This window comes from Rhodohalobacter sp. 8-1 (assembly GCF_038150125.1).
Lineage (GTDB): Bacteria > Bacteroidota > Rhodothermia > Balneolales > Balneolaceae > SW132.
On record NZ_JBBVMF010000012.1, the window covers coordinates 61,082 to 74,960 of the forward strand.

Annotated in this window: 10 protein-coding genes and 1 pseudogene; 7 read left to right on the forward strand and 4 right to left on the reverse strand. The window is 44.8% G+C overall.

Annotated features, from left to right (window positions below; genetic code table 11):
- Positions 1-3: 3 nt before the first annotated feature.
- Entirely contained in the window at positions 4-735 is a 732-nt protein-coding gene (locus tag AABW11_RS13000) for a 5'-nucleotidase (protein WP_340105544.1), read from the forward strand.
- On the forward strand, positions 735-1,667 hold the full coding sequence (locus tag AABW11_RS13005; RefSeq protein ID WP_340105545.1) for a bifunctional metallophosphatase/5'-nucleotidase: 933 nt from the start codon (positions 735-737) through the stop codon (positions 1,665-1,667). The genes AABW11_RS13000 and AABW11_RS13005 overlap by 1 nt, the downstream gene beginning before the upstream one ends.
- A 2,139-nt stretch (positions 1,668-3,806) precedes the next feature.
- Here AABW11_RS13005 and AABW11_RS13010 read toward each other — a convergent pair.
- From AABW11_RS13010 to AABW11_RS13015, 3 genes and pseudogenes are all read right to left on the reverse strand, one after another.
- Positions 3,807-4,676 (reverse strand): anti-sigma factor, encoded by an 870-nt coding sequence (locus tag AABW11_RS13010; RefSeq protein ID WP_340105546.1) that lies wholly within the window; start codon positions 4,674-4,676, stop codon positions 3,807-3,809.
- 5 nt (positions 4,677-4,681) lie between these two features.
- On the reverse strand, positions 4,682-4,777 hold the full coding sequence (locus AABW11_RS20155; protein ID WP_445263775.1) for a hypothetical protein: 96 nt from the start codon (positions 4,775-4,777) through the stop codon (positions 4,682-4,684).
- A gap of 53 nt (positions 4,778-4,830) precedes the next feature.
- A pseudogene (locus AABW11_RS13015) lies at positions 4,831-5,226 on the reverse strand (sigma-70 family RNA polymerase sigma factor); the annotation flags it as partial.
- A 397-nt stretch (positions 5,227-5,623) separates the two neighbouring features.
- Between AABW11_RS13015 and AABW11_RS13020 the strand changes: the two are divergent.
- Both AABW11_RS13020 and AABW11_RS13025 read left to right on the forward strand, forming a co-directional pair.
- Entirely contained in the window at positions 5,624-6,499 is an 876-nt protein-coding gene (locus AABW11_RS13020) for a DUF808 domain-containing protein (RefSeq protein WP_340105548.1), read from the forward strand.
- 111 nt (positions 6,500-6,610) lie between these two features.
- Entirely contained in the window at positions 6,611-7,795 is a 1,185-nt protein-coding gene (locus AABW11_RS13025) for a metallophosphoesterase (RefSeq protein WP_340105549.1), read from the forward strand.
- A 33-nt stretch (positions 7,796-7,828) separates the two neighbouring features.
- On the opposite strand, the gene AABW11_RS13030 is transcribed toward AABW11_RS13025, so the two are convergent.
- Positions 7,829-8,893: a branched-chain amino acid aminotransferase gene (locus AABW11_RS13030; RefSeq protein WP_340105550.1), complete on the reverse strand. Its 1,065-nt coding sequence runs from the start codon at positions 8,891-8,893 to the stop codon at positions 7,829-7,831.
- 101 nt (positions 8,894-8,994) lie between these two features.
- On the opposite strand from AABW11_RS13030, the gene AABW11_RS13035 reads away from it, so the two are divergent.
- From AABW11_RS13035 to AABW11_RS13045, 3 genes are all read left to right on the forward strand, one after another.
- Positions 8,995-10,341 (forward strand): M24 family metallopeptidase, encoded by a 1,347-nt coding sequence (locus AABW11_RS13035; protein WP_340105551.1) that lies wholly within the window; start codon positions 8,995-8,997, stop codon positions 10,339-10,341.
- Positions 10,342-10,483: 142 nt separating this feature from the next.
- Positions 10,484-12,664, forward strand: a complete 2,181-nt coding sequence (recQ, locus tag AABW11_RS13040; RefSeq protein ID WP_340105552.1) for a DNA helicase RecQ — start codon at positions 10,484-10,486, stop codon at positions 12,662-12,664.
- A 17-nt stretch (positions 12,665-12,681) separates the two neighbouring features.
- Positions 12,682-13,356 (forward strand): uracil-DNA glycosylase, encoded by a 675-nt coding sequence (locus AABW11_RS13045; protein ID WP_340105553.1) that lies wholly within the window; start codon positions 12,682-12,684, stop codon positions 13,354-13,356.
- The last annotated feature ends 523 nt before the right edge of the window (positions 13,357-13,879 follow it).

The following is a 13,879-nucleotide window of genomic DNA, read 5'->3' on the forward strand; positions in this document are numbered from 1 at the left end:
CACATGCTACGATACCTGATTTTAGGATGGATACTTCTGATGGTGGCTGCATGCGGCACTCCGGAAAAAGCGGTAATTGATGATGCCGATGCTCCTCCGGCTTTAACCCTTGAGCAGCACGCCGCCGCTGAAGATTCAATCATTGCTGCGATGCTTAACAGTTACCGGGGCAGTTACAATGAGATAATGGGTGTGAAAATTGCAGAAGTTGCCCGGCCTATTTCATTTGGAAAACCAGAAAGCCCGCTTGGTAATCTTGTGGCAGATGCTCTTCGAAACAGGGCCTCCCGGGAAACCCGTTCGTTTGTAAATCTGGCGATGATTGGTGAGAGTTCATTTCGGTTAAACTTAGATGAAGGAAAGTTAACCCGTGGGGATGTACTGGAATTTATGCCTTACGATAACTCTCTGGTTCTTTTAAAATTAAAAGGTGAAAGCGTCTATAGCCTCAGCCAGGAGATAGCAGGACGTGGCGGGGTGCCGGTCAGCGGCCTGCGGTTCAGACTTGAAGGAAAAACAGCCAGGGATGTTCTTGTGAATTCAGGTATCATTGATCCTGAACAACATTATTGGCTGGCTACAAGCAGCTGGATTGCCGACGGGGGAGAGGATTTCATGGCCCTGCAAAAGCCTGTGGAGCGTGTAGAGCTGCCGCTGTCAATCAGGGATCTGTACATCGATTATTTTAGGAATCAGCGCATGATAGCACCGGAAACTGACGGGAGAATTCGCTGATGATGAACCGAAGAACTTTTTTGCGCCAGGCATTGACCATGAGTGCCGGTACAATGGTGGCCGGCAGTTCCCTCTTCAGAGGAAATACCCCCAGGAATAAGCTTACTATTCTGTATACAAACGATACCCATGCCCGTCTTGACCCATTTCCCTGTAATGCGATACAGTTTGCGGGCCTTGGTGGGATTGCCCGGCGTGCCAATCTTGTAAAACAGATCCGAAAGCAAGAAAATAATGTGCTCCTTTTCGATGCCGGCGATGTCTTCCAGGGAACGCCGTGGTTTGATGTTTACGGAGGCGAGGTTGATCTCGAGCTGATGAGCGAGATGAACTATGATGCCATGGCCGTAGGAAATCATGAATTCGACAATGGCCTACAGGCGTTCGCTGATGCAGCATCAAAAGCAGAATTCCCAATCCTTGCAGCAAACTACGGCACTCGAAACACGCCGCTTAATGATGTGATCCGACGCTTCTTTATAAAAGAGACGGCGGGAATTAAAATAGGTATTTTCGGTCTGGGCATTGGTCTTAATGGCGTTGTCGATCCAGAACTTTATGGCGCTGTTCGGTCACGTGATCCGGAAATTTGGGCCAACGGGATGGTCAGAAGTTTACGTGAATTCAATAATTGTGATCTTGTTATCTGCCTGAGTCATCTTGGATTTAGATATGGTAATCCTGGACGAATGGACGACGTCACACTGGCGGGGAAAGTTGATGGAATTGATTTGATCATTGGCGGCCACACCCATACGTTTTTAGATCAGCCGGAAATAATAACTTCTCCATCCGGTTCCAAAACGATTGTGACACAAATGGGGCATAGCGGCATACGTTTGGGGCGTATTGATATTAATCTCGATACCTATCTTGAAAACAGGGCGACTGATAGCATCCACTCAGAATTTTATACTATTGGCCCAACGTAAAGCGGGTCGCCGACCCGCTTCCTCCGAACCAAGTAAATCGATGAGAGATGTAAAAGGGAGAACCCGGTAAACTGCCTGCTAAGAACGACAAATAAATCCATTTACTATATCTTTCCTCCTCGGCTTAGGCAAGCCGAGCTACGTAGAGCGGGTCGCCGACCCACTTCCTCTGAACTAAGCGAATCGATGAGAGATGCGAAAGGGAGGACCCGGTAAACTATCTGATTAGAACGACAAATAAATCCACTGACTGAATCTTTCACCCCTCGGCTCAGGCAAGCCGAGCTACGTAGAGCGGGTCGCCGACCCGCTTCCTCCGAGCAAAGGAAATCGATGAGAGATGTAAAAGGGATGATCCGGTAAACTGCCTGCTTAGAACGATAAATAAATCCGCTGACTGTATCTTTCCCCACTCGGCTCAGGCGAGCCGAGCTACTTAGAGCGGGTCGCCGACCCGCTTCTTTTGAACCATGCAAGCCAATGAATATGGTGTATAAAATGGTGATCAGAAGGCATGATTAAACTTACACTGTCTAAAAATTCCGCCTTGCAATACGTATAAGACCATTGTCGCCAATCAGAAATAAGTTTTGCGTTTACAGGATTATTCAAAGTGTAAAGTATAGAGTTTTCGAGTTCTGAAACATCTCTTATCAGTCGATCAAAGTTTTCAGCTTGCCAAAATGATCCTTTTCTATTCAATATCTGGTTGCATTTTCTTGCAGTGAACTTTTTTAGGTTACCCAAAATGTGTGTGACCGGAAATTTTTCTGATTTCATATTTTCTTTAATACTTTTACCTACACAATCAATCTTCTCGTCATCAATGTGACGAAAGACTATGTGAACATGATTGGACATTACGCAGTACGCGTACAAATCATAGATCTTATAGTTTCTGAAATGAATTGAATTCTCCACAACTCTTGCAATATCAGGCAGTTTAAGCCAATGAGGCCCAGAAAGATTTTGGTCGAGATGTGATTCATATTTGGCGAATATCTGTCTCTCTATTTTGGACCTGAGTTTATCATCAGCATCTTTTCTTAAATCTTTTTCAAACTGCTTTCGATATGATTTCAACTCTTGTACGATGTGGACAGGCAGTGATCCAAACAACCGGAACGTTACAAAATATTCACCCCCCTTAAATTGTATATGCGGAAGATTTCTCTTGTAATACGCCATTTTCTTGATTTTTTATTTTTGATTATACTCTTGATTTATGTCTGAAAATCTAAAAGAAGAGATCTTACATCGCAATTATTATTTTTGGTAAACGTAAAGCGGGTCGCCGACCCGCTTCCTCTGAACCAAGCAAACCGATGAGAGTGGTGAAGCGGAATGACCCAGTAAGCTGTCTGCTTTGAACGACAAATAAATCCATTGACTGAATCTTTCCCCCCTCGGCTTAGGCAAGCCGAGCTACGTAGAGCGGGTCGCCGACCCGCTTCCTCCGAACCAAGCAAACCGATGAGAGTGGTGAAGCGGGATGACCCGGTAAGCTGTCTGCTTAGAACGACAAAAAATCCATTGATTGAATCTTTCACCCCTCGGCTTAGCCAAGCCGAGCTACGTAAAGCGGGTCGCCGACCCGCTTCCTCTGAACCAAGCAAACCGATGAGAGATGTAAAAGGGAGAACCCGGTAAGCTGCCTGCTTAGAACGACAAATAAATCCACTGACTGAATCTTTCCCCCTCGCTTAGGCAAGCCGAGCTACGTAGAGCGGGTCGCCGACCCACTTACTCTGAACCAAGCAAACCGATGAGAGTGGTGAAGAGGGATGATCCGGTAAACTGCCTGCTTAGAACGACAAATAAATCCGTTGACTGTATCTTTCCCCACTCGGCTTAGGCAAGCCGAGTTACATAAAGCGGGTCGCCGACCCGCTTCCTCCGAACCAAGTAAATCGATGAGAGATGTAAAAGGGAGAACCCGGTAAACTGCCTGCTTATAACGACAAATAAATCCGCTGACTGTATCTTTCCCCACTCGGCTCAGGCGAGCTAAGTTACGTAAATAAAAGAGGGCTGCCACCTTTGGTAAAATGACAGCCCTTTGAGGGGAATAAGATGAGAACTTAATCTCATATGATTTTAGAACGAAATGGGGATAAATAAATTGCAGTCTGGCTAAGATTAGTTTTGCTGGCCAACCAGGTACATATTTCCGGTAGGCTGAGGAGCACCGCCTTTCGGTTCAAGCGTAACGGCAAATGTGTTTGATATATCAGAGGGGCGCTCTTTCAGGCGGTCAATTCGATAAATCAGATCAGTTGATGGTTGTTCAAAGGAGAAAACACCCGCGCTGATTGGCGATTGCTGGTCCTTAATTAGCCACAGCTGGTAATCCTGATCATCTGCAGGTTCTGGCAAATTGGCAACTTGAAGCAGAGCCTGTTCATTTTCAAAATCCCAGATTATTTTTCCATAGCCATCTGGGTTCGTTTCCTGTCCGGCCATCAAAATAAGATTAACTTCCCGCGATTCGAGAATTGCCAGCAATTCCTCTTTGCGTTCAAGTTCGGTCTCAAGCTGAGTTAATAGTTCATTTCGCTGCTCCAGCTCAGACTGTAGTACCGATATCTGCGTCTCCTTTTGGTCAACAAGAGAGGATTGTTGCTGTGAATAAAGAGCAAGGCCGAGCACACCGGCCAACAGAACCGCAGCGGCTGCTTTAAAAGCCCAAATGGGTAAAACGTTGCCGTTACCGGACGATATATTATATTGCGATGGCGCCGAGCCACTCCGTCCGGCACTGCCTGATGTTTCACCTTCCGAGATGTCATCCAGGATTTTGTCGAATAAATCAACAGAGGGTTCAGTAGGATCCGCGGCAAGCGAGAGATCATCTTTGATCCTCACCATCTGCCGGTAAATCTCCATTTGTTTTGGAGATGCCTCATCAAGCATCTTCTCAAACGTGAGTCTGTCCTCCTCAGAAAGTGCTCCGAGAACATAGCCCGCACACAGAGATTCAAACTCGTTAGGTGTTTCCTGTTCGCTCATTCATATTATTCCGTTAACAAATCACGCAATTTAATCATGCCTTGCCGCATTCTATACTTGACTGTTCCCAGGGGAATGTCAATTTTTTCTGCAATTTCCAACTCAGATAAACCGTGGAAATATGAGATATAAAGAACCTGCCGTTCTTTTTATTGAGTTTCGCAAGTGCTTTCCGTACACCAACTGCCCGTTCGTTTATCTCAATTTTTTCTTCCGTGTTAGGATTTTCCGTACTTAAATTAAACGAATACTCATCGTCATTAATTATATAATCATCTTTGCGCTGATTCTTAAAAGCCCGCGACCGTGTTCTGTCAATCGCTCTGTTTCGTGCCCGTGTTGCAATAAAACTATACGCACTGCCCCTCGATGGATCGAACTGATCTGCCCGGTTCCAGATCTTTACAAAAATTTCCTGCAGCAGATCTTCTGCCTCTTCCCGGTTATGTAATATCCTGTAGATCATGCCGAAGAGAATCTTACTGAATCGGTCATAAAGCTTCTTTAGCGCGGTTATGTCACCCGACTGTACCCTAATCAGCCATTCCATTCTCGCTTTTCGTCGGAGGTGTGCCGGGCAAAACCAAAAACTTGCAGAAAAAACTGGAGTATCAAGATGCTGCTTGTCTATACGCAGAAAAAAAGTAGCCGGATTGATATGGATTGTATACCCGCTTGCTTTAGTCTGACTGATAGCTGTATTTAATTTCTTTAAATCGGGTGAATATGGTTTATCTTTTTGGCAATCGTGAAGGCGTCGAAAAAAATTGGAGTGGTCCAGACACCTTGAATCAAACAATTTAATTCACCGGATATATCTGTTGCGGTAAATGTGTTCTGGAGATATGTATAGGTACTGTTTTAAATAGATAACTGGAATAGAAGAATTCTTAATACCTTTTTTTTAACCAGGTTATTTACCTTCATTTAAAATTTTTGATGATATTATGGCCTCAGGAATTTTCGCGATCTTTGACGATATTGCAGCATTGATGGATGATGTTGCCGTAATGGGTAAGGTGGCTGGCAAAAAAACAGCTGGCCTAATGGGTGACGATCTTGCCGTAAATGCAGAAAAAGCCTCAGGGTTTATGTCTGCTCGCGAGCTCCCTGTGTTGTGGGCAATCACAAAAGGCTCATTTCTGAACAAGTTCATTATTCTGCCAGTTGCCTTTCTTCTCAGCGCTTTCCTCCCATCGGTGGTTACGGCCGTACTAATTTTGGGCGGACTCTATCTTGCATATGAGGGAGCTGAAAAAATATATGAGTATTTTGTTCCTCATACTCATCAAGAAGACTCACCGAAGCTGGAAAAACTCTCAAAAGACGAGGTGCTAGCCCGGGAAAAAGGAAAAATAAAGTCAGCTATCGTAACTGATTTTATTCTCTCTGTCGAAATCGTGATCATCGCATTAAGCTCTGTAGCCCAGGGGCCTCTGCTTACACAAATTATTGTAGTCACACTCATTGCTCTGATAGCAACAGTAGGCGTTTATGGAGTTGTTGCATTGATTGTACGGATGGATGAATTTGGTGCCAGACTAATTAGTATGAATGATCGGGAAAATACCCTTTCTGATAAATTAGGCCGGTTTCTGGTCTGGGCACTTCCAAAAGTAATTAAAGGTTTATCGATTGTTGGAACTATTGCGCTCTTACTTGTCTCCGGAGGAATTTTCACCCACAATATTTATTTCCTTCACGGCATATTTGATACCTTTCCCGCTATTTTCGTCGAATTTGTGTTGGGTATGATCGTTGGATTTTTAGTTCTTCTTGTTCTTACAGGAGGCAAGAAACTGTGGAAAGCCGCTTTCAAATAATAACCTATTCATCTCACGCAGATGGTCAAAAAAAAGGAATTTATTCCATGAACCGAATGAATAGAGTTTACGTTTTTGATCATTCAATAAGTTAATTGTAAATCTATAGATATGCCCTGGACACTTCGAATGACGCTGATCGTTACTGCAATGACCGCAGTTGCAATGACATATAATATTATCCGGTTACATTGGTATTCGAAGCAGACGTCACTCTATTCCTCATTTAAATTTTGGTTCCCTGCATCCGTTTCTGCTCTTCTGATTCTTGCATATCCCGTTTCCGGTTTCCTGATCCATTTTTTTGGAGGAGAATTTTCAAGAGATATCTACCCGGTATGGATGATAATTTTATTTTGGTACGGGTTCATTTTTAATGTCACACTATTCAACGTTCTCTTTCTGATCGATGTGCTAAATCTGTTGCTAACTAAAGTCATCAGATTAAAACGGACTCAGCTCCAGACGCTGCTGGGACTTGTGGCAATTATTCTCACGGCAGGAGTGCTGATGTTCACCTCCATCAAAACAGGAGTTGATACGTACCGGGTTCAAACTGAAAGTATTGAACATAACGTAGCTGTGCAGGCTCTGCCAAACACAGGGCCTCTTAGAGTTGCTCACATCTCTGAAATTCACGCAGACCGCTTCACATCGCGTGAAAAAATTGCCAGGTATATGGATCATGTTCAGGCTGCAAACCCGGATATCATACTGGTCACGGGAGATCTTATTTCTTCAGGGCTAAGTTTTGTTGAAGGGGCTGCACAAGAGCTCAAATCAGTTGCCGCACCGCTGGGAACCTGGTTTGTGATGGGAGATCACGACTATTGGGCTGGCCCTGATGACGTTACAGAAATACTGGAGAACCTGGGTATTAATGTCCTGAGGAATGAGAATGAGTGGATTGAGCATGAGGGAATTACAATCCGGCTGACCGGCATCACGGAAGTATATAGTGAAAGTATTGACAGAGAGCTATTCAGCGAGTTGATGGCTGAGCGGCAAAACGAGACCTACCGAATCCTATTTTCGCACCAGGCCACTGATGATTTGCTTGATGAAGCCCAAGATACCGGTGTGGATCTTTTCCTGGCGGGGCACACGCATGGCGGCCAGATTCGTGTCCCGTTTTTCTACCGTACGATCACCGCAGCCCAGCTCGAAACGGATTATGTTCATGGCTTTTATATGTTTGATGATATGCTTCTCAGCATTAATAGCGGCCTTGGCTATACATTGGCACCTGTACGCTTCAATGCCCCCGCAGAAGTCTCGGTTATTAATTTGGAGTAGATCACCATTTTACAAATTTTCCGATAACCGATATTACCCAACTTTCACAGGATGCACCCAGTTAAACGGATCATTGAGTTCTCCGTACTGAATGCCGGTGATAGTGTCATACATTTTCTTAGCAAACGGGCCAATGTTATCGCGATCCAGTTCTATTGTATCACCTTTATGGTGAATAAGTCCCACAGGTGAAATAACGGCCGCTGTGCCTGATCCAAAAATTTCCTCAAGGCTGCCGTCTTTATGGGCATCAAATACTTCATCAATTGAGATTCGCCGCTCTTCAACATCCACGTCCCACGCTTTAGCCTGTGCGATTACCGATCGGCGCGTAATGCCGGGCAAGACTGTTCCGCCAAGTTCAGGCGTAACCAGCTTACCATTAATTTTGAAGAAAATATTCATGGTTCCAACCTCTTCCACATATTTATTTTCTTTAGCATCGAGCCACAGAACTTGGGTGTATCCTTCGGCTTGAGCTTTTTGAGCAGGCAAAAAGCTGCCCCCATAATTCCCGGCTGCTTTTGCTTCTCCTGTCCCACCTTTTACGGCTCGTACGTAATTATCGGTAGTTGTAAGACTTACCGGGTTAAATCCTTCTTTGTAGTAAGCCGCAACAGGACTTGTTATCACCATATACCGGTACTCTTTTGCAGCTCTTGCAGCGATGTATTCTTCAGATGCAAATACAAACGGCCGTATATACAGAGCGTGTCCCTTAGTTTTGGGAACCCATTTGTGATCGAGGCGGATCAGCGCTTCGAGGGTATCTATGAAGATTTCTTTTTCCATAGAGGGAATACACATCCGCTCCGAAGAGTTACTGATGCGCTCGTGGTGGTCATCAAGCCGAAACAGATTGATGGTTTCATCGTCGACATAATATGCTTTCATTCCCTCGAATACAGCCTGCCCGTAATGCAGTGCATGCATCGACGGGTGAAAAGAGATAGGTGCGTAAGGCGTGATTTGAGGTTCCTGCCAGCTTCCGTTTTTAAACGTCACATCAATCATGTGATCAGAAAACTTTCGACCGAATTCAAGGTTATCGAAATCAACAGAGGAAAGGCGGCTGTTCTGTGTTTTGGTAATCTCCATGGTCGCAGGTATGAAATTTATATTTATCGCTAATTTTGCTTAAGATAAGAGGATTTTGAGAAACTGTTTAATCAAAACCGAAAAATTACAGGCACAATTTTATGACAAGACTCTCTCTTCTTTCAATTCTATTTTTGGTTTTAGTATCGGGTGCACTGAATGCACAAACGCGTAACGACATCACACCGCATATCCTGAAAATGGAGGACAGGGCTGATGTGATTGACAGATGGACTGAAGATAAACTCGATACCCTGGTGCCGGAGCTTATGCGCAGGGAGGGAATCGATATGTGGGTACTCGTAGCCCGGGAATACAACGAAGATCCCGTACTTTTAACAATGTTACCCGCCACTTGGCAATCTTCACGCCGTACCACCATTTTGCTTTTCTCTGATCCTGGTGACGGACAGCCGGTAGAACGGATGGCCGTTGCACGTTACAACATCGGATTTTTTGAAACGCAGTGGTTTCCTGATGAGCAGCCGGACCAGTGGGCACGGTTTGGCGATATTGTTGAAGAGAAGAATCCTGAAAGAATAGCCGTGAATTATTCCGATGATTTTGCCCTGGCTGACGGCATCAGTCACACCGATTTTATAAACCTCAGTAACAGTCTGAGTCCCGAGATGCAGGACCGTATTGTATCGGCCGAAAATCTTGCAATCGGCTGGCTGGAAACACGTACGCAAGAGGAGAAAATAGTCTATCGGCAGATAAACAGGATTGCACATAACATTGTAGCTGAAGGTCTTTCCGAACAGGTGATTACACCAGGCATTACGACAACTGAAGACGTACAGTGGTGGTACCGCGACAGGATCCGCGATTTGAACCTGACGGCTTGGTTTCATCCGTCGGTATCAGTTCAGCGGGAAGAGACACCTGAGGAGGATGGAGATTTTTCATCATCAGAAGGCAAAAATGTTATTCTGCCAGGTGACCTGATCCATGTTGATTTCGGGATTCAATACCTTCGCTTGTCTACCGATACGCAGCGTAATGCGTACGTTTTGAAACAAGGAGAGACCGAAGCACCACAAGGGTTGCAGGACGCACTAACAACCGGTAAACGCCTGCAGGATATACTCACAGGTCAGTTTCAAACCGGACGGGCCGGGAACGAAATACTTTCAAAAGCTCTCGAGCAGGCTGAGGCCGAAGATATCAATGCAACAATTTATACACATCCTATTGGGTATCACGGCCACGCTGCGGGGCCAACAATAGGGCTTTGGGATCAGCAGGGTGGTGTTCCCGGCAAAGGGGATTATCCGCTCTACCCAAATACGGCGCATTCCATCGAACTGAATGCGGAGGTGTATATTCCCGAGTGGGACAAACAGATTCTGATGAAACTGGAAGAAGATGCCATTTACGATGGAGAGCAAACCTACTATATTGACGACAGAGCGGAAGATCTTTACCTCATTCCAAGGCAGCTTTGAAAAAAATCGAATCAATTCTGTAAGGGAATCCAATATCCGGTATCTTATATATATGCAGCTGGAATCAATTTACTAAAAACATCAGGGTTGATTTCATACCGCATCATAACGTTATAATTTTATCTAAAACAGTTTTTATTTGATGATACAGCAGGCGAAAACCATTCTAAGAGACACATTCGGGTTCGATCAGTTTCGTCCCCTGCAGGAAAAAGTGATAACAGATGTTCTGAACAAAAAAGACACCCTCGTCATCATGCCAACGGGTGGCGGTAAATCCCTTTGCTACCAAATCCCCGCCATGATTTTCGACGGCCTCACCATCGTGGTGTCCCCGCTGATTTCACTCATGAAAGACCAGGTGGATCAGCTCACGCAATACGGAATTCCTGCTGTTGTTCTTAACAGCTCCATCAGTGAAGATCTCTATCAAACCAATGTTCAAAAAGTTCGCAGCGGTGAAGCTAAAATGCTTTATGTAGCACCCGAGTCGCTGATGATGGACCGCATCCGTGATCTTCTTGAAGAAGTGACGGTAGACTGTTTTACGATTGATGAAGCCCACTGCATCTCCGAGTGGGGGCACGATTTCAGGCCCGACTATCGCCAGTTGGCATCAATCCGCAAGCAATTTCCCGAGGCGGTTTGCGTGGGTTTGACAGCAACGGCCACGCCACGGGTTCGCGAAGACATCAAAGAAATTCTTGAGTTCAGAGAAGGCGGAACTTACGTGGCCAGTTTTGACCGCGAAAACCTGTTTCTGAATGTGGTAGACAAGGACGGGCCAGTTGATCAAATACTTGATTTCCTTTATACACGAAAAGGACAGTCCGGCATTATTTACTGCTTTAGTCGCCGCCAAACCGACGAAGTTTACCAGGATCTGAAAGATGAAGGACACTCAGTTCGTCCCTATCATGCGGGGTTGAGCGAACACCAGCGCGAGATTTATCAAAATGCATTTATTCGTGATAAAATTGACATCATAGTGGCAACGGTGGCCTTTGGAATGGGAATCGACAAGCCGGACGTACGGTTTGTGATCCATCACGATATGCCGCAGAACATTGAGTCGTATTACCAGCAAATTGGCCGGGCGGGACGCGATGGCCTGCGATCGGATTGCTTGTTGCTTTATAGCCATTCAGACCGCCAAAAGATCAACTACTTCATCAATCAAAAAGAGGGTGAAGAGAAAGAGGTGGCTAAAAAGCATCTTGAAGACCTGATTGACTACCTTACGACCAGTGAGTGCCGCCGTATCCCGCTAATGAAATATTTTGGCGAAACGTATCACAGCGATGAATGTGGAATGTGTGATAACTGTATCTCCATGAAAGACGACATGGAAGACTTGACGATTCAGGCCCAAAAGTTTTTATCCTGCATTGTGCGTACCGAGGAGCGGTATGGTGCAACCCATATTTCTGATATTCTCAGAGGATCAAAAGCGAAAAAAATCCTGGAAAACGGTCACGACAAGCTGTCGACTTATGGCATTGGGATGGATTTCAGTAAAGACCAGTGGATTCAGCTCTCCAGACTGTTGGTGAGGAGAGATTTTCTCAAAAAAGACCCTGAATATGGAAGCCTGTTGCTCACACCGAAAGGGAAAAAAGTTCTGAAAGATGAAGCCCGGGTCCAGGGAGTACTCGACCGCACGCAAACAGCAATTGACGGAAGCGCAGCCGCTCGAACATCTTCAGATGTTGAGGACAAATATGATGAAGCCCTGTTTGAAGAACTTCGAAAAAAACGTAAAGAACTTGCGGAAGCTCAGGACGTGCCGCCTTACGTAATTTTTCCTGATACGACACTCATGGAGATGGCCTACTTTTATCCTCAGCAAGAAGAGAGCCTGAACGACATTTATGGAGTGGGTAGTGCTAAACTTAAAAAGTATGGGGATGATTTTCTGGAAGTCGTGAAAACCTATTGCGAAGAGCATGGCATCGACGAACGGAAACGTGAGATTAAAAAGAAAAAGAAGAAAAAATCCTCATCTAAAAAACATGAGCAGATCGGCATTGATTATAACGAGGGCAAATCACTGGAGCACCTTGCAGAAGAGCACGGCGTGAAAATGCCAACTATTTTAAAGCATTTGAAAACCTATCTCGAAGAGGGTAATGACCTTCGGCAGGACGGAATTCTTGAGGCCACTGATTTGTCGCAGCGCAAGGTAGATGAAGTAATGGAGTCTATGGAAAAAGTAGGTCCTGAGCTTTTAAAACCTGTTTATGAAGACCTTGACAAATCCGTTGGGTACAGTGAGTTGCGAATGATGCAGCTTTATTACCTCGCCCAAGATGGCAACAAATAAAAATTGGATAAGTATCTGTGATTCCCCATTTCATTCATTCACTCAAGGATAAGCCAACACAACACCTGTTTAACCCATGGTTTGAACGGGATCTCGAGAATGATGTGACCTCAGATGCTCCGGTCATCCGTCGCCGTCAGCTCAGCCAGTATCTCGAAGAGCGCTTAGGACGAGCTAAATACCTGTTTATTGCCGAAGCCCTGGGCTACCAGGGCGGTCATTTTACTGGTATCGCGATGACATCCGAACGTATATTGCTTGGCCATCAACAAGACAAGTATGGAATAAAACCACAGGATGTCTTTAGTGGAGTTTCACCGGAAAGAACCAGTCGCCCGGAATTGATCGAGAAAGGAATGACAGAACCCACAGCCACAATTATGTGGGGATCAATGACCGATCTGGGGATTGATCCATATGATGTGGTGCTTTGGAATGCCCTGCCGTGGCATCCGTACAACCCGGAGAAAGGGTTCCTGAGTAACAGAACACCAACGGCGGAAGAGATGTCAGCAGGCCTGCTGCACCTTCGGAAGTTTATTGACCTTTTTGAAAATGTGCAGTTGGTGGCTGTTGGACGTAAGTGCGAAGAAAGTATGAACGAGCTTGGCAAAAAGTTTACTGCGGTCCGTCATCCCGCCAATGGCGGAGCACCTAAATTCAGGAAGCAGGTGCGCGACCTTATGTTATGAATCTAAGTTCGATAATTAAATCATAGAGAAAAGAGTCACCCTTACCCCGCGAGGGAGAAGAGGGGGAATTAGGAGAATGTTTATTGGAACTATGAAGAATCCGATGGACACCCCTCTGAATCCTGACATTACCCATATAATTTTAAATAAGACCGAATTTAACACTTCAAATAGTTGATTATAATTGATTTAAAATCGTTATGTCTTTTTTCAATATAATTTCCTTTAAACTTGTCTTAGCTTGTACAAATACTGCAAAAACAGATTTTATGGGTAATGTCAGCCTCTGAATCTCCCCTTTTTAGAGGCTGTGAGAAAATAATGTATCAACTGTAAATTAAATTACTTGATGTAGCCACGAAGTCCTGTGGACACCAAGAATCACAAAGGGTTAATTGTTGAAATTATTAAACTTAGGGTATATTCGTGACTTTGAGCTTTTGTGGTTAAAATGAATAACCTAAGGATTTAATTGGTAGTTCTTTCACACTCCCTTTAAGGGAGACTTCTATCCCGATCTTTT